18 protein-coding genes and 1 tRNA gene are annotated in these 20593 nt (G+C 71.0%); 7 read left to right on the top strand and 12 right to left on the bottom strand.

Annotated elements, in window-relative coordinates:
- Positions 1–13: 13 nt before the first annotated feature.
- From ABD161_RS00885 to ABD161_RS00860, 6 genes are all read right to left on the bottom strand, one after another.
- Positions 14–1861 (bottom strand): serine/threonine-protein kinase, encoded by a 1848-nt coding sequence (locus ABD161_RS00885; RefSeq protein ID WP_343998799.1) that lies wholly within the window; start codon positions 1859–1861, stop codon positions 14–16.
- The gene (locus tag ABD161_RS00880) at positions 1858–3318 is read right to left on the bottom strand and encodes a peptidoglycan D,D-transpeptidase FtsI family protein (protein ID WP_343998797.1); all 1461 of its coding nucleotides are present in this window, start codon (positions 3316–3318) and stop codon (positions 1858–1860) included. The genes ABD161_RS00885 and ABD161_RS00880 overlap by 4 nt, the downstream gene beginning before the upstream one ends.
- Positions 3319–3397: 79 nt before the next feature.
- Positions 3398–4774, bottom strand: coding sequence for an FtsW/RodA/SpoVE family cell cycle protein (locus ABD161_RS00875; protein ID WP_343998795.1), 1377 nt, complete (start codon positions 4772–4774; stop codon positions 3398–3400).
- On the bottom strand, positions 4771–6099 hold the full coding sequence (locus tag ABD161_RS00870) for a PP2C family protein-serine/threonine phosphatase (RefSeq protein WP_343998793.1): 1329 nt from the start codon (positions 6097–6099) through the stop codon (positions 4771–4773). Before ABD161_RS00870 ends, ABD161_RS00875 begins: the two co-directional genes overlap by 4 nt.
- 11 nt (positions 6100–6110) lie before the next feature.
- Entirely contained in the window at positions 6111–6641 is a 531-nt protein-coding gene (locus ABD161_RS00865) for an FHA domain-containing protein FhaB/FipA (RefSeq protein ID WP_343999110.1), read from the bottom strand.
- 5 nt (positions 6642–6646) lie between these two features.
- The gene (locus ABD161_RS00860; protein ID WP_135114863.1) at positions 6647–7387 is read right to left on the bottom strand and encodes an FHA domain-containing protein; all 741 of its coding nucleotides are present in this window, start codon (positions 7385–7387) and stop codon (positions 6647–6649) included.
- 266 nt (positions 7388–7653) lie between these two features.
- Between ABD161_RS00860 and ABD161_RS00855 the strand changes: the two genes are divergently transcribed.
- Positions 7654–7740 (top strand) — tRNA-Leu (locus ABD161_RS00855).
- A 360-nt stretch (positions 7741–8100) separates the two neighbouring features.
- Positions 8101–8307 carry a cold-shock protein gene (locus tag ABD161_RS00850; RefSeq protein WP_135114861.1) on the top strand — a complete coding sequence of 69 codons (207 nt, stop codon included), beginning with the start codon at positions 8101–8103 and terminating at the stop codon, positions 8305–8307.
- Between the two features lie 96 nt (positions 8308–8403).
- On the opposite strand, the gene ABD161_RS00845 is transcribed toward ABD161_RS00850, so the two are convergent.
- From ABD161_RS00845 to ABD161_RS00825, 5 genes are all read right to left on the bottom strand, one after another.
- Positions 8404–9669 (bottom strand): hypothetical protein, encoded by a 1266-nt coding sequence (locus ABD161_RS00845; protein WP_343998789.1) that lies wholly within the window; start codon positions 9667–9669, stop codon positions 8404–8406.
- Positions 9670–9676: 7 nt separating this feature from the next.
- Positions 9677–10348, bottom strand: a complete 672-nt coding sequence (locus tag ABD161_RS00840) for an HAD hydrolase-like protein (protein WP_343998787.1) — start codon at positions 10346–10348, stop codon at positions 9677–9679.
- A 274-nt stretch (positions 10349–10622) separates the two neighbouring features.
- A complete protein-coding gene (nucS, locus tag ABD161_RS00835) occupies positions 10623–11318 on the bottom strand; it encodes an endonuclease NucS (RefSeq protein WP_343998785.1) in 696 nt (231 codons plus the stop codon).
- A gap of 44 nt (positions 11319–11362) precedes the next feature.
- Positions 11363–12592, bottom strand: a complete 1230-nt coding sequence (locus tag ABD161_RS00830; protein ID WP_343998783.1) for an MFS transporter — start codon at positions 12590–12592, stop codon at positions 11363–11365.
- Positions 12589–13455 carry an HAD-IIA family hydrolase gene (locus tag ABD161_RS00825; protein ID WP_343998781.1) on the bottom strand — a complete coding sequence of 289 codons (867 nt, stop codon included), beginning with the start codon at positions 13453–13455 and terminating at the stop codon, positions 12589–12591. Before ABD161_RS00825 ends, ABD161_RS00830 begins: the two co-directional genes overlap by 4 nt.
- Positions 13456–13525: 70 nt before the next feature.
- Here ABD161_RS00825 and ABD161_RS00820 point away from each other — a divergent pair, with 70 nt between their 5' ends.
- Positions 13526–14509 (top strand): SDR family NAD(P)-dependent oxidoreductase, encoded by a 984-nt coding sequence (locus tag ABD161_RS00820; RefSeq protein ID WP_343998779.1) that lies wholly within the window; start codon positions 13526–13528, stop codon positions 14507–14509.
- A gap of 394 nt (positions 14510–14903) precedes the next feature.
- Here ABD161_RS00820 and ABD161_RS00815 read toward each other — a convergent pair whose 3' ends face one another.
- Positions 14904–16094, bottom strand: a complete 1191-nt coding sequence (locus ABD161_RS00815) for an ROK family transcriptional regulator (protein ID WP_343998777.1) — start codon at positions 16092–16094, stop codon at positions 14904–14906.
- A gap of 158 nt (positions 16095–16252) precedes the next feature.
- Here ABD161_RS00815 and ABD161_RS00810 point away from each other — a divergent pair, with 158 nt between their 5' ends.
- From ABD161_RS00810 to ABD161_RS00795, 4 genes are all read left to right on the top strand, one after another.
- Positions 16253–17008 (top strand): sugar phosphate isomerase/epimerase family protein, encoded by a 756-nt coding sequence (locus tag ABD161_RS00810; protein ID WP_228067323.1) that lies wholly within the window; start codon positions 16253–16255, stop codon positions 17006–17008.
- Positions 17005–18108 (top strand): Gfo/Idh/MocA family protein, encoded by a 1104-nt coding sequence (locus ABD161_RS00805; RefSeq protein ID WP_343998772.1) that lies wholly within the window; start codon positions 17005–17007, stop codon positions 18106–18108. Before ABD161_RS00810 ends, ABD161_RS00805 begins: the two co-directional genes overlap by 4 nt.
- Before the next feature lie 58 nt (positions 18109–18166).
- A complete protein-coding gene (locus tag ABD161_RS00800) occupies positions 18167–19525 on the top strand; it encodes an ABC transporter substrate-binding protein (protein ID WP_135115497.1) in 1359 nt (452 codons plus the stop codon).
- A gap of 62 nt (positions 19526–19587) precedes the next feature.
- Positions 19588–20583 carry a carbohydrate ABC transporter permease gene (locus tag ABD161_RS00795; protein ID WP_135115496.1) on the top strand — a complete coding sequence of 332 codons (996 nt, stop codon included), beginning with the start codon at positions 19588–19590 and terminating at the stop codon, positions 20581–20583.
- The last annotated feature ends 10 nt before the right edge of the window (positions 20584–20593 follow it).

Raw genomic sequence — 20593 nt, 5'->3', positions numbered from 1 at the left:
GCGCGGCGCCGCGTCACTCCCCGGTCCCGGAGCCGTCGGCAGAGGTGTCGGCGTCTGCCTCGGTGGTTCCGTCGGCGCCGTTGCCCTGCGTGCCGTTGCCCTGGGCGTCGGCGTCGGCCTGCTCGTCGGAGGAGGCGATCGTCACGGGGGCGGACGCCTGCGAGTCCGGCGTCGTGCGCGGCTCGCCGCCGTCGACGGCGCAGGTCGCCACGACCGTGGCCGTGATGTCGGTGCCGGGCTCGCCCGTCGCGCGCACCTGCGAGGTGGTGGTGCCCGCGCCGAAGTCCCATGTGACCGCGTCGGTTCCCGAGAACGTGGCGTTCTCGAGGGTGACCGTGTAGCCCGAGAGCGTGCTGCCCGGGAGGCAGCTGTACGCCGTCCAGTTGACGGTGATCTCCTCGTCGGGCTGCGCCTCGGTCACGGCGAAGGACGGCGCCTCCGGGGCGGCGATCTCGGTGATCGGCGCGTACGTGAGCGCGTTGAGGGCCGCACCGACGGGGGCGAACCCGCGCGGGCTCACCTCGTAGATCAGACCCTCCTGCGTGAAATCGGCCGCCATCACGGTGCCGGGCTCGCAGGTCCAGGTGAACTCACCCTCGGCGGGCAGCGTCGCGAGCGCCTCCTCGCACGACTTGCCGACGAGGCCCAGGTCATCGATGTTGATCCGGTCGGCGTCGGGCGTCTCGGTCGGTGTGTTCTGCGGCGTGGTGGACGGCTCGGTGCGCTCGGCGCTCGGCGTGGGCGACTCGGCGGTCCCGCCGAGCAGGCCCTCGCCGAACAGCGCCCAGATCGTGCCGCCGAGCACAACGAGCAGCAGCGCGATCAGGGCGACCAGCGGCCAGGTCCAGGGGCTGCGCTTGCGCTGGGGGCGCTGCTCGTCGGGGAACGGCTCGCCTCCGACCGGCACCGGCGTGGTGCGCGGCATCATGCGGGTCGTGCTGTCGTCGCCGGGCGAGAGCAGCTGCGTGAACGCGTCGTCGCCGCCGCGGGTGAGGGCCGCACCGGCGGCGATCGCCGGCACCGCGGCCGCCGCGGCCGCCACATCTCCGCGGCGCAGCGCGTTGGACGCGCGCGCGACGACGGCCGCCGAGGCGGGGCGGTCCTCCTGCTTCTTGGCGATCATCGCGAGCACGAGGTTGCGCACGGGCTCGGGGATGTCGTCGGGCAGCGGCGGGGGCTGCTCGTTGATCTGCGCCATCGCGATCGCGACCTGCGACTCGCCCGTGAACGGACGACGGCCGGCGAGCGACTCGTACGCGACGATGCCGAGCGAGTAGATGTCGGTGGCCGGCGACGCAGGATGACCGGAGGCCTGCTCGGGCGACAGGTACTGCACGGTTCCCATCACCTGGCCGGTCGCCGTCAGCGGGACCTGGTCGGCGATGCGGGCGATGCCGAAGTCGGTGATCTTCACGCGGCCGTCGGGCGTGATCAGCAGGTTTCCCGGCTTGATGTCGCGGTGGACGAGGCCCGCGGCGTGCGCGGCCTGCAGTGCCGACGCGGTCTGCGCGACGATGTCGAGCGTCCGCTCGGGGGGAAGCCGCGTCTCGCGCTCGAGCACCGTCGACAGCGCCTCGCCCGGCACGAGCTCCATCACGAGGAACGCGGATCCGTTCTCCTCGCCGTAGTCGAAGACGCTCGCGATGCCCTCGTGGTTGACGAGGGCGGCGTGACGCGCCTCGGCGCGGAAGCGCTCGAGGAACCCGGGGTCGCCCATGTACTCGTCTTTGAGGATCTTGATGGCGACGGTGCGGCCGATGACGTGATCGGTCGCTTCCCAGACCTCGCCCATCCCGCCGATCGCGATCCGCGAGTTCAGCTCGTAGCGCCCACCGAAGGACACACCTTGTGTCGGCCTCATCTGCTCAGCACCGCCTCCATGACCTTCTTCGCGATCGGCGCCGCGATCGTGTTGCCGCTGCCCGACTGACCCTGTCCGCCGCCGTCTTCCACAAGAACGGCCACCGCGATCTCGGGGTCGTCAGCCGGCGCGAATCCGGTGAACCACAGGGTGTACGGGTTCTCCCCGCCCATCTCCGCGGTGCCCGTCTTCCCGGCCACGTCGACTCCGTCTATTCTTGCACCCGTCGCCGCGCCATCCTGGACGCTCGAGACCATCGCGTCCCTGATGAGATCCGCCGTGTCCTGGTCGATCGCGTCGCCGAACGGCGAGGGCGAGAACGACTGCTGCGGCGACAGATCCGCCCCGACGACCTCGTCGACGAGGTACGGATTCATGACCGTGCCGCCGTTCGCGATACCCGCCGAGACCATGGCGATCTGCAGCGGCGTCGCCTGCACCCTGCCCTGGCCGAAGCCGCTGAGCGCGGTCTGCGCATCGTCCGTGATGCTCGTCGGGTACGTGGAGGTCGCGGCGCGCAGCGGGATGGCGATCTCCTGGTTGAAGCCGAACTTCTCCGCCGTCTCGCGGATCCGGTCGGCGCCGAGCTCGACCGCGAGCTCGGCGAGCGGCACGTTGCAGCTCAGCCGGATCGCGGTGGCGATCGTGGTGGTCTCGCCCGGGCCGCAGGTCGTGCCGCTGGCGTTGTGCACGGTGTTCTGCGACTGCGGGAGCTTGTAGGTCCGCGGGTTCGGCAGCTCCGAGTCGGCGTCGTAGTCGCCCGACTCGAACGCCGCGGCGGCCACGACGAGCTTGAACGTCGAGCCGGGAGGGTTGACGTCGCCCGCGATCGCGCGGTTCTGCAGGGGCTGGGCCGGGTCCTCCTCCAGCGCCCTGTATGCCGCATCCGTTCCCTCGGGGTCGTGCTGGGCGAGGGAGTTCGCGTCGTACCCCGGCGTCGAGACCATCGCGATGATCCGGCCGGTGTCCGGCTCGATCGCGACCACGGCGCCGGTGAGGCCGCCCAGCGCGTCGTACGCCGCCTTCTGGATCTCGGGGTCGAGAGTCAGTAGCACGCTCGAGCCGCGGGGCGGCTGGCCGGTCACGATCTGGTCGATGCGGGAGAAGAAGGCCGAGCCGGCGGTGCCGGCGAGCTCCTGGCCCATGAGCTGCTCGATGCCGGTGACCGAGCCGAGCGAGGGGTTCAGGAAGCCGGTCGTGTGGGCCCACATGGCCGAGTCGGCATACTGTCGCTGCCACACGTACAGGTCGTCGCTCGGCACCGAGTTGGCGATCTCCCGGCCGCCGGCGATGATCGCGCCGCGCTGCGTCTCGAAGCTGTCGAACAGCGTGCGCCGGTTGTTCTGCTCGTCGGCGAGCGCGTTCGCCTGCAGCACCTGGATCGTGCTTGTCGACCCGAACAGGGCCAGGAACATCACCAGCACGATGATGCTCAGCCTGCGCAGTTCCTTCGTCATGCGGTGGTCACCTCCCTGGTGCTGTGGCCTGCGAGCGGAGCGGCGCCCGAAGACGCGAGAGCCGCTTCTGAGAAGGGACTCATCCGATCACCGCCCTCGGCTGCTGGCGGACCGCGTCGCTGATGCGCAGGATGACCGCCACGATGAGCCAGTTCGCCAGCAGCGACGATCCGCCCGCGGCGAGGAAGGGCGTCGTGAGGCCCGTCAGCGGGATGAGCCGCGTCACGCCGCCCACCATGATGAACACCTGCAGCGCGAGGGTGAACGACAGCGCCACCGCGAGCAGCTTGCCGAAGTCGTCCTGCCCGGCGACGCCGATCCGCAGCCCGCGCGCGACGAACACGAGATAGAGGCACAGGATGGCGAACAGGCCCGTGAGGCCGAGCTCCTCGCCGAGGCTCGGGATGATGTAGTCGCTCTGCGACACCGGCGTCAGATACGGGCGGCCGAGGCCCAGACCCGTGCCGAGCAATCCGCCGTGGGCGAGGCCGAAGATGCCGTTGACGAGCTGGTAGCTGCCGCCCTCCGCCTCGTACAGCGCGGGATCGAACGCGCCGAGCCACGCGTCGAACCGGCCGCGGACGTACGGAAGGACGTAGGACGCCGCGACCGCTCCGCCAACGGCGAGGAGGACGCCGATCAGCACCCACCCGGTCTTGCCCGTGGCCACGTAGAGTGTCGCGACGAACATCCCGAAGATCAGCAGACCGGTGCCGAGGTCGCGCTGCGCGACGATGATCACCATCGACACGAGCCAGATCACCAGCAGGGGGCCGAACTCGCGCGCCCGGGGGAACGTGAAGCCCAGGATGCGGCGCCCCGTGGAGGTGAGGCTCTCGCGCGTGCGCACGAGGTAGCCGGCGAAGAAGATTGCCAGGCAGATCTTCGCGATCTCACCGGGCTGGAAGTTCACGCCGCCGATCTCGATCCACACGGTCGCGTTGCCGCCGCCGTTGATGAACGGCACGAACGGCAGGATGAGCAGAACGATTCCCGTGAAGCCGAACACGTACGTGTAGCGGAACAGGATGCGGTAGTTGCCGAGGGCCCAGACGAGCGCCCCGGCGGCGAGGATCGAGACGCCGGCGTAGATGAGCTGCTTGTTCGCGGCGTTCGGATCCACGAGCTCGGAGCCCGAGATGCCGAGCCGGTAGATCATGGCGATGCCGAGGCCCGTCAGGAGCGTCGCGATCGGCACGACGAACGGATCCGCCTGCGGCGCCCGCAGGCGCAGCACCACGTGCAGAGCGAGCACGAGCGCCGCGAGCACTCCCTCGGCGATCAGCACGCCCGAGTCGATGCGGCCGAGCTCACCCAGCTGCGAGAGGGCCGTGGCGCCGAGGCTCAGGGCGATGGCGAACAGCAGCAGCAGCAGCTCGCGGTTGCGCTGCGGCTGCGGCTGGCGCACCTTGCGGAGCGCCTTCAGGACCGTGGTGTCGGCGGCGACTCCGGTCATCCTTCACCTCCCGGGGTCGGCGTGCCGGACGGGGTCGGCTTCTGCGTGGGCGTCGGCGTCGGCTCGGGCTCGGGCTCCGGCTCCGGCTCCTCGACGACCGAGTCGCGCAGGCGGTCGGCGATGGCCTCGGCGTCGGCGAGCGAGCGGGCGCTGATCGTGAACTCGACGCGCGCCCGCTGGTACTGCGACAGGTCGGCGAGCAGGATCCCGGTGTCCTCGTGCGCCGAGGAGAGCTGGATCGGGCCGATCGACTGCTGGATTCCCTGGTAGATCACGACGGAGTCGTCGTCGGCCCCCACGTAGTAGCGCGTCTGGGTCCAGGAGTAGAAGAGCGCGAAGCCCGTGATGATCACCGCGGCGATCAGCACCAGGAACGCGACGAAACCGATGCGCCGGCGACGCGCGCGCCGGCGATCCTCCTCGATCAGCTCCTCGAGATACTCGGGCTCCGGTTCGAAGTGCGTCGGCTCGTTCGCCGCCTGGCGTCCCGGATGCAGCCAGCTCGTGGGGAGCAGGGGACGGCCGGTGACCGCGGGAACCTTGACGCCCTGCGGGTTGGAGGCCGACCCGACGATGGTCGCGGTGCCGCTGACGAGCGGATGCTGCCCGCCCACGTCGACGAGCACGATCGTGACGTTGTCGGGAGCCCCGCCGTCGAGCGCGTACTTCAGCAGCATGTCGGCGGTGCGCCCCGGGGGAAGGCCCAGGCGCAGCGCCTTCTGGATGTGGGCCTCGTCGACCACGCCGCTGAGGCCGTCCGAGCACAGCAGCCAGCGATCACCCGGCCGCGTCGGCATGATGAACGTGTCGATCTCGGGATCCGGATCCATGTCGCCGAGCACGCGCATCAGCACCGAGCGGCGCGGATGGAACCTCGCCTCCTCGGGCGTGATGCGGCCGGAGTCGACGAGGCGCTGCACGAACGTGTGATCCGTCGTGATCTGGGTGAGCGCCTCGTCGCGCCAGAGATAGATGCGCGAGTCGCCGATGTGGGCGATGACCGCGTACTCGTCGACCATCGCGATCGCGCTGACGGTCGTGCCGAGACCCGCGAGCTCGGGTCGGCGGGCGACGAGATGGATGAGGTCGCCCGCGGTGGACGCGATGGTCTCGCGCAGCGTGACCTCGGCCTCCTCGGGGGAGGCGTAGATGTGGTCGAGCCCCTGGAGCGTGTTGACCGCGACGCTCGAGGCGACGTCACCGCCCGCGTGGCCGCCCATGCCGTCGGCGACGACGAACAGGTTCGAGCCGGCATAGCCCGAGTCCTGGTTGTTCGACCGCACCTTCCCCGTATGGGAGATGGCGGCACTCGAGCCCACGAACATCCCGGGGGCGCTTACTTCCGCAGCTCGAAGGTCGTGGCGCCGACCTTGATCGGGGTCGACGTCTGCACCGGGACGGGCGAGTTGGGCGACACGCGCTCACCGCCGTGGAAGGTGCCGTTCGTCGACTCGAGATCCTGCAGCATCCACTGCTCGCCCCACAGCACGAGGCGCGCGTGCTGGCTCGACGTGTAGTCGTCGCGGATGACGAGGCCCGCCTCGCTCGACCGGCCGATGGTCAGCGGGTCGGTGCCGAGGGGAAGCTCGAGGCCCGCCTTCGGGCCGGTGGTGATGACGATGCGCGAGGCCGTGGCCGTCGTCGCGGGACCGGCCGGGGCGGCGCTCGGCGCGGGAGCCGGGCGAGGGGCGGCCGCGGGCTTGGCCGGCGCGGACTTCGCGGGCGCGCGGCCCGAGGCGGCATCCGGCATCCGGCGCACGCGCACGCCGAACACGTCGGAGCGCAGGGCGAAGACGACCGCGAACACAAACAGCCACATCAGCAGCAGGAAGCCGACCTGCAGGATCAGCAGCGTCAGCGAGCTCAGTTCGGTCACGACCAGTCCCCGTTCTGCGGCATGATCCGGGTCGAGGTCGTGCGGTCGTCGCGCGACGGCCGCGTCTGCGGGGCCGCGAGCGGCACGACGTGGAACACGATGTCGGTGCGGCCGATCGTGACGGTCTGGCCGTCGTTCAGGCCCGACTGCGTGACGGGTCGGCCATCCAGCTTGGATCCGTTGGTCGATCCGAGGTCGCGCACCATCGCGCGCTCGCCGTCCCAGAGGATCTCGACGTGGGCGCGGCTCGTGCCGGGGTCGTCCACCGTGATGTCGGCGTCGCTGCCGCGGCCGAGGATCGTGCGCGCCTTCGACAGCGGGTACCGCCGGCCGCCGACGTCGACGACCGCGCGCCACTCGACGCGCCCCTCCGCCGTGGAGGAGTCGACGTCCACCGTGCCGGTCGTGATCGACTCGTCGGCGCGCAGCGCGATGCGCAGGGGGCCGGCGAGGCTGTAGCCCTGCGCCGACGCGTGGCCGCGCAGCATCGTGTCGAGCTCGGTGATGAGGGCGCCGCCGAGCGAGCGCATCCGCTCCTCGTCGGCGGGGCTCAGCCGCACGACCAGCTCGTTCGGGACGAGGATGCGGTCGCGTGCGACCACGGCGGCCTTCGTGTCGAGCTCGCGGCGCAGGGCGGAGGCGATCTCGACGGGCTGAATGCCGCTGCGGAAGGTCTTCGCGAACGCGCGGTTCACGGCGCGCTCGAGGCCTTGCTCGAAGCTGTCCAGTAGTCCCACGGGTCTCCTCAGTCCGGCCGACCGGTAGGCACATCGTAGCCAGCAAGGCTGGACGGTGCCGGTCGGCGCGACTTACAGGGCCTGGATGCGCGGCGGCGCGGGGGCGCATCCATCCGGTGAACGCCTATCCCGAGGGAGGCGTTCTCGCCGCCCGGATGCGCGCCCGCGACACCGGATGTGCGCTCGCCGGGAGAGCCGCGCTCGTTTCGCGCCTGTCGCGGGGGCATGTTAGTCTTGGGAAGTTGAGTCCGGAGCGATCCGTTCTCGCGCGAGTGGCGGAATAGGCAGACGCGCTGGCTTCAGGTGCCAGTGCCCGAAAGGGCGTGGGGGTTCAACTCCCCCCTCGCGCACCAGCGACACGAAGGCCCCGGATCCCAGATCCGGGGCCTTCGTCGTTCCCGGTGATCGAGTGGTCGCGTTCCCTGATCAAGTGATCCCAGTTGTCCTCCGAATGGGGGACAAGCTGCCGATTCTTCGGGTAATCTTTCCGAGACGCCCCCCAAATGGTCGTCCGGCCCTCACTGAATCCCCCCTTCGGTGAGGGCCGCTCCTTTTGCGGCTCGCGAGGCTGTGGATCCGCCCGCGTTCCCACCGAGTGGGCCATCTGTTGCGTCTTAATCGGATCTTCCCTAGCCGTTCGCAGGCGACTCCGTTACCGTGGTGAGCGTCGGCACGATTCTCGCGCCGGTTTCAATCAAGAAGAACGGCAGTAAATGGCTACGCAGGGCACCGTCAAGTGGTTCAACTCGGAGAAGGGCTTCGGCTTCATCTCTCCCGACGAGGGCGGCTCTGACGTCTTCGCTCACTACACCGCGATCGAGGCATCCGGATACCGCTCGCTGGAAGAGAACCAGCGCGTGGAGTTCGAGATCGCGCAGGGCCCCAAGGGCCTGCAGGCGGAGAACATCCGCCCCATCTGATCCCCGATATCTCCGCCTCCGCGTTCACGCGGCTGGCAGCCAGGGTCCGGTGCTTCGGCATCGGGCCCTTGTTCGTGTCCGGGGGATGATTCCCCGTCAGTCGCGCGTGAGCCGGCCGTAGTCGGCGAGCGCCTTGGCGTCCTCCGCGTGACGGATGGCGCGGCGCGCCGCGTCCAGCGCCTCGACCGGATCGGACATCTGACGCGCGTCGGCGAGCTCCTGCCGTGCGGTGTCGAGCCGCACCCGCGCCTCGAGCCCCGCGGCGCGATCGGGGAGCGCCGCCTCCGCACGGCCGACCGCGCTGCGTGCCGCGGCGAGGGTCCCCGGCAGCGCGCTGCGCGCACCTCGGAGGCGCTGCTGCGCGGTGTGGGCATCGGCGAGAGCGGCGTCCAGGCGCTCGCGCACCCGGGCGATGGCCTCGTTCGCCGAGACCGGCCGGCGCGCGGCGGTGGGCTCGATGCGCGCAAGCTCGCCGCTCGCCCAGCGGATCTCATCGCCGAGCACCTCCGCCTCGTCGGGCGGGAGCGCCGCGCGGATGCCGGTCGCCGAGCGGATCGCCGCACGCGCGGCCGCGATCTCGTCGCCGACGGCGAGCCCCGCCTGCGTGACAAGGCGATGCGTCTCCTCGAGCGCGCGCGATTCGGCGTCGGCGCGGCGCAGCGCCCGCTCGGCCGCCGCCAGGTCCTCCAGGGCCGACCGCGAGGGATCCTGCGCCCCGGCCCGCGCCGCGGCGAGGTGCTGCTCGGCCAGCGCGACCGCGGAGCGCGCGGCCTCGGCGGCGCGCTCGGCCTCGCCCCACTCGCTGCGGTCGGCGCCCTGGTCGAGCTCGCGCAGCAGCGCGCCCGGGTCTCCCATGCGCGCCCGCAGCTCGGCGAGGCGGCGCTCGGCGGCGTCGATCTGCTCGGCCGCCGTGACGTGCTGGTCGATCCACGCGCGGTGCTCGGCGCGGGCGGTGTCGATCGTGCGCGAGGCGCGCTCGATGCGGCGGAGCAGCTCACGCGCGGCACGGTCGACGACCGCCGGGGGCGCATCCGGATCCGTCAGATCCCGATACGTCGCGAACGCCTCGTCGCGCGTGTGCTGCGCCGTCATCCGCGCCCGGCGCAGCGATGCGGGCGCGCCACCGCCGTACAGCGCCCCGGAGAGGCCGACCTCGAGCTCGAGCTCGTCGATCGCGTCGTCGAGGCGCACCAGGGCGACGCCGGCCCTCTCGACGGAAGCGGCCGCGCGGCGGCGCGCGCCGGGCCCCCGGCGGGCGTAGCGCACCGCGAGCACGACGACGACGGCGAGGACCGCGGCCGACCCGAAGACGACGAGCGCCGGGATGATCCACCCGAGCGGCTCGATCTCCGTGACGTCCACGCGCGGCTCAGGCTTCCGTGAGCAGCAGACGGCGCAGCTGCGCCGGGTCGTCGACCACAGCGACGGCGCCGTCCTCCTCGCCCGGGGTGCCGAAGCCCCACCGGTTGAAGATGACCGGCACGCCGAGATCGGCGCCGCCGTCGATGTCGTGGTGACGGTCGCCGATCAGCACCGGCCGCGACGTGTCGATCCCCGCCGCGGCGAGGCCCTCGAGGGCGCGGCCGAGCACATCCGTCTTCGTGTCGAGCACGTCGGCCTCGGCGCGGGCGCCGACGATCGCCGTGAACGCATCGGCGAGCTCGTAGTGCCGCAGGATCGCCTCGACCTGGTTCTGCGGCTTTGTGCTCGCCGTCGCCTGGGGGATGCCGGCGGCGTGCACCTCGCGGATGAGGTCGGCGATGCCGGGGTACAGGGCGACGGAGCTCGCATAGCCGTCGCGCGACGCCAGCTCGCGGTACGCGGCGACGGCGGCCATCGCATCCTCGGGCGAGAGCAGGGCACGCCGCTGGAACGACTCCAGCATCGGCGGGCCGATCCAGTGGCGCAGCTCCTCGGCGGGAGGGGCCGTGCGCCCCACCGCGGTGAGCACCTCGGTGATGCGCGGCAGGATGCCGGCCGACGCATCCGCCACCGTCCCGTCCACGTCCCAGAGGATGCAGGACCACGGCGAAGACGTCATGCAGTTCAGCCTACTGAGGCTGATGGTGTGGCTCGGCGATGGTTTCGACTGCGCTCAACGACCAGAGTCGCGCTGACCCCCACCGGGCGCGGTGGAGTTGTGGCCCCCACGTGCGACCGAAGGGAGCGTGCCGCGGAGCGGCCAACCAGCGCGCGCGGATGGAGCGCAGCGACAGCCAATCGATCACGAGTCCCGGCGCGGAGCGTCGGGCGAGCGATCGATCAGCGCGCGGCCGGAGAAGAACCGGCGATCGATCAGCGCGCGGCCAGACAAGCTAGAACAGCCGGGGGGCGCCCGAGTCGATGCCCTTCATCTCGTCGTAGTCGAGCACGAGGCAGCGGATGCCGCGGTCCTGAGCGAGCACGCGGGCCTGGGGCTTGATCTCCTGGGCGGCGAAGACGCCCTGGATTCCCGTGAGCAGCGGATCGCGGCCGAGCAGGTCGAGGTAGCGGGTGAGCTGTTCGACGCCGTCGATGTCACCGCGGCGCTTCACCTCGACCGCGATGGGCATGCCGCCGGCGTCGCGCACCAGCAGATCCACCGGGCCGATGGCGGTCGGGTACTCGCGCCGCACGAGCTTGGCGCCCTCGGCGATCAGGTCGACCTGCTCGCTCAGCAGGCGCTGGAGATCCGACTCCACGCCGTCCTTGATCAGGCCGGGGTCGACGCCGAGGTCGTGCTTCGAGTCGTGGAGCACCTCGTAGATGTGGACCGTGAGCGCGTCGCCCGACTTCTGGTGAGTGACCTTCCACAGCTCCGTGACCCCGGCCTCGACGAGCTCCTCGCTCGGGGCGACGACGTCGAGGCGGCAGGGCGGGCTCATCCAGTTCAGCGGCTTGTACGACCCGCCGTCCGAGTGCACGAGCAGGCTGCCGTCGCCCTTGTGCACGAGCAGTCGTGTGGCGAGGGGAAGGTGGGCGTTGAGGCGGCCCGTGTAGTCCACGGAGCAGCGGGCGATGACGAGACGCACCGGATGAGCCTAACCGTCTTGCGCGCCGGGGCACCGCCTCGGCATCAGACGGGGGTGGCCGCGCGCAGGGGGCGGGCGGCACCCGAGGCGAAGCCCGACGCGATCGTCAGCGCGACGATCACGAACAGCGTGTTCAGCAGGCCGATCCGGTCGCTGATGACGCCGAGGATCGGCGGCCCGGCGAGGAACGCCACGTAGCCGATGGTCGCCGCGGCGCTCACGCGCGCGGCCGCCTTGGCGGGGTCGTCCGCGGCGGCCGACATGCCGAGCGGGAAGCCCAGCGACGCGCCGACACCCCACAGCGCGGCGCCGACGAGCACGAGCGGCAGGTTCGGGGCGAGGATGAACAGCGTCAGGCCGGCGGCGGCCGACAGCGCCAGCACGCGCAGCATGGCGACGCGGCCGAAGCGGTCGACGAGCGGTCCGCCGAACGCGCGCACCGCGGTCATCGCGACCGAGAAGACGGTGAGCCCGACGGCCCCGAGCGCCTCGGTGCCGCCGTGGCCCTCGACGATGCCGAGCGCCAGCCAGTCGTTGGCGGCGCCCTCCGCGAAGGCCATGCCGAGCATGACGACGCCGAGCGCGTAGGTGCGAGGCTCGCGCCAGGCCGACAGCGACAGCGCGAGGCGCTGGCGCCATCCTGCTCCGTGCTCTGCAGGATCCGGATCGACGGATGCGCGCATCGGCACATTCGCGATCGCGGCGATCGCGATCACGACGATGAGGACTCCGATCGCCGCGGTGTGGGCGAAGACGTTCAGGCCGAGGCCCACCGCGCCCGCGCCGACACCGGCGCCGATCACGGTGCCGAAGCTGAAGAACGCGTGGAACAGCGGCAGGATCGTCTTCCCGCCCAGCTGCTCGATCGCCGTCGCCTCGACGTTCATCATCACGTCGAGGCAGCCGTTGCCGAAGCCGAACAGCACGAGCCCCGCGAGCACCACCGGGAACGAGCCGACGACGTCGGTGCCGATGCCGACGAGCGCCGTGCCGACGGCGAAGGTCAGCATCATCACCAGCATCCCGCGGCGGGCGCCGAACCGTGCGAGCACGGGTGTCGACAAGCTCAGCCCCAGGATGGACGCGACGCCGGCGGCCATCAGCAGCGCGCCGACCTGCGTGTTGTCGATGCCGAGGGCGTCCTTGATCGCCGGCACGCGCGACGCCCACGTGGCGATGCTGAGACCGCTGGTGAGGAAGATCGCGAAGATCGCGATCTTCCAGCGCAGGGCGCTCTTCGGGCTGAGGTCGGCGGTGGTCGGGTCGGCGCTCACGCGCTTCCCTCGCCGGTGCCGTCCGCGGGGCGCGAGGCGTCGGCGGGTTCCGCCGCGGCCTGGCCGGGGGCGGCCTGCTCGGCGGGCTCGGCGGGGGTCAGCAGATCGGCGACGGATCCGAGCACCTCGTTCGGGCGGAACGGGTAGCGGGAGATCTCGCGCTCGTCGCTGATGCCGGTCATCACGAGAACCGTGTGAAGCCCCGCCTCGATGCCGGCGACGATGTCGGTGTCCATCCGGTCGCCGATCATCCCCGTCGTCTCGGAGTGCGCGCCGATCCGGTTCAGGGCCGAGCGGAACATCATCGGGTTCGGCTTGCCGACGACGTATGGCACGCGCCCGGTGGCCTTCGTGATGAGGGCGGCGATCGCGCCCGTCGCGGGAAGCGGGCCCTCGGCGCTCGGGCCGGTGGCGTCGGGGTTGGTGACGATGAAGCGCGCGCCCTTGCCGATCAGGCGGATGGCCTTTGTGATCGCCTCGAACGAGTAGTTGCGCGTCTCCCCGACCACCACGTAGTCGGGGTCGGTCTCGGTCATGATGAAGCCCGCCTCGTGCATGGCGGTCAGGATGCCCGCCTCGCCGATCACGAACGCGGATCCGCCCGGGGCCTGCGACTTGAGGAAGTCGGCGGTCGCGAGAGCGCTCGTCCAGATCCGCTCCTCGGGCACGTCGATCCCGGAGGACCGCAGGCGCGCGCTGAGGTCGCGCGGCGTGAAGATCGAGTTGTTGGTGAGGACGAGGAACGGCGTCTCGTCATCCCGCCACTTGGCGAGCAGCTCCTTCGCCCCGGGGATCGGCACGTTCTCGTGCACGAGGACCCCGTCCATGTCGGTGAGCCAGCACTCGATCTCGTCGCGTCGCATGGGGCTATCTTTTCAGGCTCGCCCGCTCGGGGCGACGGTTCGAGGCAACCGAGAGGGATACGGTTGCCCTGTGATCACGCGCGGCCGGGCCGAATGGGATCCGGACGAGCTTCCGGATCTCTCCGGACGCATGTATCTCGTGACGGGTGCGAACGCAGGGCTCGGCTACTTCGCGAGCGAGCAGCTCGCCGGGGCGGGCGCGCACGTGGTGCTGAGCGGGCGCAATCCCAACCGGCTTGCCGCCGCACACGACGCGATCGAGGCGCGCGTGCCCGGAGCCTCGGTGGAGACGCTGCTGCTGGACGTGAGCAACCCGGGGTCGATCCGCGCCGCGGCCGCCTCGGTGCGCGGCGGGCTGTTCTCGCGTTCGCGCCTCGACGGGGTGCTGATGAACGCCGGCATCGTCCACACCCCGCGTGCCCGCGAGCTGACCCGCGACGGGCGCGAGCTCGTGTTCGCCACCAACGCGCTCGGTCATTTTGTGCTCGCGGCCGAGTTGCTCACAACCCTCGCCAAGTCGGCGTCCCGCCACCAGAACAGCCGGCTCGTCTGGCTCGGCAGCATGTCGACACACCTCGGCATCGCGCAGCCCACCGACTTCCAGCTCGAGCGCCGCTACGAGGCGTGGCACGCGTACGTGCAGTCGAAGCTCGTCGTCCACGCGCTCGGCATCGAGGCCGATGAGCGGCTGCGCGCCGCCGGGGTGCCGGTCGACAGCGTCGTCGCCCATCCGGGCTACGCGATCGGCGGCCGCACCGAGCGGGTGCAGGGAGTGAACGAGCCGGGACGCTGGAAGCGCCTCCGCGACGGCATCCAGCCGTTCGCGCAGAGCAAGCGCCGGGGAGCCGCCTCGCTCGTGCGGGCGCTCATCGACCCCGAGGTGCGCGGCGGAGAGTACTGGGGCCCGCGCTTCTGGACGCAGGGGAAGCCCGTGCGTCAGCAGCCGTCGCGCTGGGCGGTGGATCGGGAGGTGCGCACGCGCGTGTGGGACGAGTGCGAGCGCCTCACCGGCATCGAGTGGCCCCTCGCCCGCGCCGCCCGCGCGGCCCGCTGACGGGCTTCAACCCGGGGGTGCTGCGCCGACTTCGGTTATCGAGCGAGCGAAGCGAGTCGAGATGACGGGCCCGCATTGCCGCGCGGGGTTGTGGCCGGTCGCTTCGGCTCGCTTCGCTCGCTCAGCAACCGGGGGGGCGGCCCGCTGACGGGCTTCAACCGGCGCTTCGCGTGCCGGTGACCGGGGGTGCTGCGCCGTCTCCGGTTATCGAGCGAGCGGAGCGAGTCGAGATGACGGGCCCGCATCGCGGCGCGGGGTTGCGGCCGGTCGCTTCGGCTCGCTTCGCTCGCTCAGCAACCGGGGGGGAGCGCGACCCCCGTGCGAGCGAAGCGAGCGTGCCGCGGAGCGGCCCCGCAGCGCGAAGCGCTGCCGGCGATGGAGCGTGTGAGATCTTCTAAAATGAAGCTGCGTCGTCCAGCGCCTGGATGCCCTGGGGCGAGAGGGCGTGGTGGATCGCGAGCATCCCCGCGCCGATGAGGCCGGCGCGGTCGCCCGTGCGGGCCGTCATGATCTGCAGGTTGCGGGTGGCAAGCGGCATCGCGCGCTGATAGACGACCTCGCGCACGCCCGCGAGCAGGTGCTCTCCCGCCGCGGCCATCTGGCCCCCGATCGAGATGACCGAGGGGTTGAGGAAGCTGATGCTGGCGGCGAGCACCTCGCCGAGGTCGCGTCCCGCCTGGCGGACCGCCTGGATCGCCCGCAGGTCTCCGCTCGTCACGAGCGCGACGACATCCTTCGCGCTCTGCGCATCCAGTCCGTCCTCGCGGAGGTCCGATGCCACGGCCGGGCCCGATGCGAGGGCCTCGAGGCAGCCCTCGTTGCCGCAGCGACACAGCACGCCGGCGCCGCGGCCGACCCGGACGTGCCCGATGTCGCCCGCGATTCCCTGCGCCCCGCGCTGCAGCAGGCCACCGGAGATGATGCCGGCGCCGATGCCCGTGGCGACCTTGACGAACAGGAAGTGCCCGACCTCGCGCTCGAGGCGGCTGTGCTCGCCGAGCGCCATGATGTTCACGTCGTTGTCGACGAGCACGGGCGCGGCGATGTGGTCGCGGAACCAGCCGGGAACGTCGAAGCCGTCCCACCCGGGCATGAGCGGGGGCTTCGACGGCCGACCGGTCTCGAAGTGCACGGGTCCGGGAAGGCCGATGCCGATGGCGATGATCGCCGTGCGCGAGCGGCCGAGCTCCTCGAGCAGCGGATCGGCGATGGCCAGCGCCCGGCTGAGCACCGGGTCGGGCCCGTCCGCGACGTTGATCGGGGCGCGCCGGCGCAGCAGCACGTCGCCCACGAGGTTCGTGAGCCCCACTTGCACGTGGCTCGCGCCGACATCGATCGCGAGGGCAAGGCGTGCGTCGGGGATCAGCGCGACGCGGCGGGGAGGCCGGCCACCGGTGGAGAGACCGGGATCGACCGTGCCGATCAGGCCGAGCGAGGTGAGCGTGTTGAGGCGCAGGCCCACGGTGGAGCGGGCGAGGCCCGTGACCGTCGCGAGTTCGGTCATCGTGCGCGGGCGCCCGTCGCGCAGCAGCTGGAACAGCTCGCTAGCGTCCGCGCCTCCGAGCGCCGAACCTCCATCGGTCATGCTGTCATTCAACCAGAGAGGCGAACTTCGCGAGAACATCGTCGACGATCTCCGAACTTTCGTTGACAGTCGACGGAAGCCGGGCTACGTTGAGTGCCGACAGCGGCGATGATGCCTCGGCATGTCGCCGGACAAGGACCTCGATGAGGAGACGTACTTTGCCCACCAGCCTCGTGGCGCCCGACGAACTGTCGGTGCAGCTCTACACGGTGCGCGAGCACATCGCGCAGGACCTTCCCGGATCGCTCCGCCGCCTCGCGGACATCGGCTACCGCCGCGTCGAGCCCTGGGGCCTCGTGGATCGCGCGGACCTGCTCGCCGAGCACCTGCCGACGTTCGGCCTCGCAGCGCCCACCGCGCACGTCCACCTCGTCGGCGGCGACATCGACGCGGTCTTCGCCGCGGCCGAGAAGGTCGGCGTGACGACGATCATCGACCCGCACGTGCCCGAGGAGAACTGGACGGAGCGCGAGGGGATCGAGCGCGTCGCGGCGCAGCTCGGCGAGATCGCGGAGCGCGCGGCCGACCGCGGCCTGCGCGTCGGCTACCACAACCACGCCTTCGAGCTGGAGCGCCGTGTCGACGGCGTCTCGGCCCTCGAGGTCTTCGCCGCCGCGGCGCCCGAGTCGGTCGTGCTCGAGGTCGACACGTACTGGGCGGAGGTCGGCGGGGAGCCGGCCGTCGAGCTGCTGCGTCGCCTGGGCGACCGCGTCCAGGCCCTGCACGTCAAGGACGGCCCGCGCACCAAGGTCGACAAGGATCAGGTCGCGGTGGGCGACGGCGTGCTGCCGATCGCCGAGATCCTCGCGGCGGCGCCCGGCGCGCTGCGCGTCGTCGAGCTCGACGACCACTCCGGCGACGTCTTCGAGGCGCTCGAGCGCAGCTTCGCCTTCCTGACGGGGGCGAAGGCGTGAGCGGCACCGGCAAGGTCGGAGTCGGCGTCGTCGGCGCCGGCACGATCAGCGACCAGTACCTCGAGAACCTCACCGCCTTCCCGGATCTGGATGTCCGCTTCGTCGCGGACATCGACACCGCGCGGGCGGCGTCGCAGGCGGAGAAGTGGGGAGTGGCGGCATCCGGCACGTATGACGAGCTGCTCGCCGACCCGGAGATCGAGATCGTCGTGAACCTCACGATCCCGGCGGTGCACGTCGAGGTCGCGCTGAAGGCCGTCGAGGCCGGAAAGAACGTCTGGGGCGAGAAGCCCTACGCGCTCGACGTCGCCAGCGGCCGCGTGCTGCTCGAGGCCGCGCAGGCGAAGGGCGTCCGCGTCGCGGTCGCGCCCGACACCATCCTCGGCGCCGGCCTGCAGACCGCCTTCCGCGCCGTGCGCGAGGGGGAGATCGGGGCCCCGCTGACCGGCCTCGCCCTGTTCCAGGCCCCCGGCCCCGAGTCGTGGCACCCGAGCCCCGAGTTCCTGTACGCCAAGGGCGGCGGCCCGCTGTTCGACATCGGCCCGTACTACCTGACGACGCTCGTGCAGGTGTTCGGCTCGGTGAGCCGCGTGTACGCGCACGGCTCCAAGTCGCGCGAGACCCGCGTGATCGGCAGCGGCCCGAAGGCGGGCACCGAGTTCCCCGTCGAGGTGCCGACCCACGTCAGCGCCCTGCTCGAGTTCCGCTCGGGCGCCAGCGCGCAGATCGTCTTCAGCTTCGACTCGAAGCTGCGCCGCACCGGCTTCGTCGAGATCGCGGGCACCGAGGGAACCGCGGTGTTCCCCGACCCGAACACCTTCGAGGGCGAGACCCTGATCCACGACGAGGGCGACGAGGCGCGCACCATCCAGCCGCAGGGCTCGTTCTACACGCGCGGCACCGGCGTGCTCGAGCTGGCTCAGGCGATCCGCGCGGGCCGCCCCGAGCGCGTCCCGGGCGAGCTGGCCTTCCACGTGCTCGAGGTCATGGTCGCGATCGCACAGTCCGCCGAGGCGAGCGAGCCGGTCGAGGTCACCTCCGAGTTCACCCCCGCAGCGTCGCTGGAACCCGATTGGGATCCGTCCGTCGCGACGCTGTGACAGCAATCTCATCCCCTGCAGCACCCCACCTCGACGAAGAGTTCAAAGGAGTACAGAGATGAAGAAGTCCCGCACCATCCGATGGGCGGCGCTCGCCGCCACGACCGCGTTCGCGGCCGCCACGCTCGCAGGCTGTGCCGGGGGAGGTGGCGGCACCGGGGGCGGTGCCGTCGACCCGGAATCCCTCGAGGGCCAGACCATCACCTACTGGGCAAGCAACCAGGGCTCCTCGGTCAGCCACGACGAGGAGGTGCTCGGCGCCTCGATCGAGCGCTTCACCGAGGAGACCGGTGTCGAGGTCGAGCTGGAGGTCATCCCGTGGAGCGACCTGCTGAACCGCATCCTCGGCGCGGTGTCGTCGGGCGAGGGTCCCGACGTGCTCAACATCGGCAACACGTGGGCCGTTTCGATGGAGGCCACCGGCGCGTTCATGGAGTGGGACGACGCGGCCATGGAGAAGGTCGGCGGGGCCGACCGGTTCACCGAGGCGGCGCTGGCCACCGGCGGATCCGAGGGCGCGACGCCCACCTCGCTGCCGCTGTACTCGCTCGCATACGCCATGTACTACAACAAGGCGATGTTCGCCGAGGCCGGCATCGAGGCGCCCCCGGCGACCTGGGACGAGTTCCTCGAGGCCGGCGAGAAGCTCACCAAGGACACGGACGGCGACGGCGAGATCGACCAGTGGGGTCACGCTCTCGCGGGACAGCGCACGTCGAACAACGCGCACGCCACGTTCATCCTCGGCAAGCAGCACGGTGGCGACCTGTATGACGCCGACGGCAACCCTGACTTCACGAACGACGCCATCGTGGCGGCGGTGAACGACTGGGTGCAGCTCATGGGCGAGAACGGCATCGTGTCGCCCTCGAACGCCGAGCTCGACGACGGATCGCTGATGGCGCAGGAGGTCGCGAACGGTCGCGCGGCGATGATGTTCGACCAGGCCGCCGGCAGCACGCTCGAGTCCCTTGACTTCAGCGACTGGGGCGTCGCGCCGATTCCGATGCAGTCCGCGGATGCGACCGGCGAGGCCGCCACGCAGTCGCACGTCGCCGGCATCAACATCGCAGTGTTCGAGAACTCGGACAGCAAGGATGCCGCGATCGCGTTCGTGAACCACCTGCTCAGCGCCGACGAGCAGGAGGTGCTCGGGGCCGAGTTCGGCGCACTGCCGCCGGTGACCGACGCCCTCGACGCCGAGGCCTTCAACACTCCCGAGATGGAGGTGCTGAAGGGCGTCCTCGCCGACCACGCACAGCCGATGCCGCTGTTCGCCTCGGAGAGCCAGGCCGAGGAGCTGATCGGCGCCGCCGTCGCGGAGCTGTTCGCGACGATCGCACAGGGTGGGGAAGTCACCGAGGACGACGTCCGCGCGGCCCTGGAAGACGCCCAGGCCCAGATGCCCGCCGCCTGACGCACCGGGGTGCCCGGCCCGTGATGGGCCGGGCACCCCCTCCGTCTCAGAGAGGACGCGGAATGCAGTCACCCGAAGCGGCCACCCACACCGAAGTGGTGGTCACCGGTCAGCGCGGCCGCGCGCCAGGCGCCCGGCGCGCCGGCCGCCGACGCAAGGACGGGGTCTTCCCCTACCTCCTGATCGCCCCCGCGGGCATCATGGAGTTGCTGATCCACATCATCCCGATGCTGCTCGGCATCTACGTCGCCTACCTGGCGCTGACGCAGCTGACGATCGCCAACTGGCTCAAGGCGCCGTTCGTCGGCATCAAGAACTTCATCACGGCCTTGGATCCCTCCGGACCCATCGGCGAGCAGTTCTACGCCGCGCTTCTGCGCACCAGCTGGTACACCGTCGTCTCGGTCGCCCTCATCTGGGGGATCGGGATCTTCGCCGCGGTCATGCTCGCGAACAAGTTCCGCGGCAATGGGTTCTTCCGCACACTCTTCCTCGTCCCCTACGCCCTGCCCGGCTTCGTCACGACGATCGTGTGGCAGTTCATGTTCAATCAGCGCGACGGCGTGATCAACCGGTTCCTCGTCGATGACCTCGGCATCCTCGATGACCGCCCGTTCTGGCTGCTCGGCGCGAACTCGATGATCGTGGTGATCGTGATCACCGTCTGGCAGTTCTGGCCGTTCGCGTTCCTCATGCTGCTCGCCGCACTGCAGTCGATCCCGCACGAGACCTACGAGGCCGCGGCGCTCGACGGCGCGAGCCTGTGGAAGCAGTTCACGCAGATCACCCTGCCGATGATCAAGCACGCCAACGTCGTGCTGCTGCTCATGCTGAGCCTGTGGGTGTTCAACCAGTTCGACATCCCCTACCTGCTGTTCGGGGCCGCCCAGCCGGACGAGTCGATGCTCGTGTCGCCGCTGATCTACCAGCAGTCGTTCTCGGCATGGAACTTCGGCGTCGGAAGCGCCCTGAGCTTCGTGCTGCTCATCGTGCTGCTGATCGCCTCGGCCTTCTACGTGCGGCTCGTGATGCCGAAGGGACGGACGCTCGATGATTGAGACGCGCGGA

Origin of the sequence: Microbacterium paludicola (assembly GCF_039529675.1) — a bacterium.
GTDB classification, from domain to species: Bacteria; Actinomycetota; Actinomycetes; order Actinomycetales; family Microbacteriaceae; genus Microbacterium; species Microbacterium paludicola.
The sequence above is the reverse complement of the archived record's forward strand: the minus strand, read 5'-3'. Positions and strand labels throughout refer to the sequence as shown.

What these genes read in the sequence shown, in the direction of transcription:
- ABD161_RS00795 (WP_135115496.1), top strand. Translation starts at nt 19,588, where the DNA reads ATGCAGTCACCCGAAGCGGCCACCCACACCGAAGTGGTGGTCACCGGT.
- ABD161_RS00840 (WP_343998787.1), bottom strand. Translation starts at nt 10,348, where the DNA reads ATGACGTCTTCGCCGTGGTCCTGCATCCTCTGGGACGTGGACGGGACG.
- ABD161_RS00885 (WP_343998799.1), bottom strand. Translation starts at nt 1,861, where the DNA reads ATGAGGCCGACACAAGGTGTGTCCTTCGGTGGGCGCTACGAGCTGAAC.
- ABD161_RS00875 (WP_343998795.1), bottom strand. Translation starts at nt 4,774, where the DNA reads ATGACCGGAGTCGCCGCCGACACCACGGTCCTGAAGGCGCTCCGCAAG.
- ABD161_RS00870 (WP_343998793.1), bottom strand. Translation starts at nt 6,099, where the DNA reads ATGTTCGTGGGCTCGAGTGCCGCCATCTCCCATACGGGGAAGGTGCGG.
- ABD161_RS00815 (WP_343998777.1), bottom strand. Translation starts at nt 16,094, where the DNA reads ATGACCGATGGAGGTTCGGCGCTCGGAGGCGCGGACGCTAGCGAGCTG.
- ABD161_RS00880 (WP_343998797.1), bottom strand. Translation starts at nt 3,318, where the DNA reads ATGACGAAGGAACTGCGCAGGCTGAGCATCATCGTGCTGGTGATGTTC.
- ABD161_RS00850 (WP_135114861.1), top strand. Translation starts at nt 8,101, where the DNA reads ATGGCTACGCAGGGCACCGTCAAGTGGTTCAACTCGGAGAAGGGCTTC.
- ABD161_RS00800 (WP_135115497.1), top strand. Translation starts at nt 18,167, where the DNA reads ATGAAGAAGTCCCGCACCATCCGATGGGCGGCGCTCGCCGCCACGACC.
- ABD161_RS00825 (WP_343998781.1), bottom strand. Translation starts at nt 13,455, where the DNA reads ATGCGACGCGACGAGATCGAGTGCTGGCTCACCGACATGGACGGGGTC.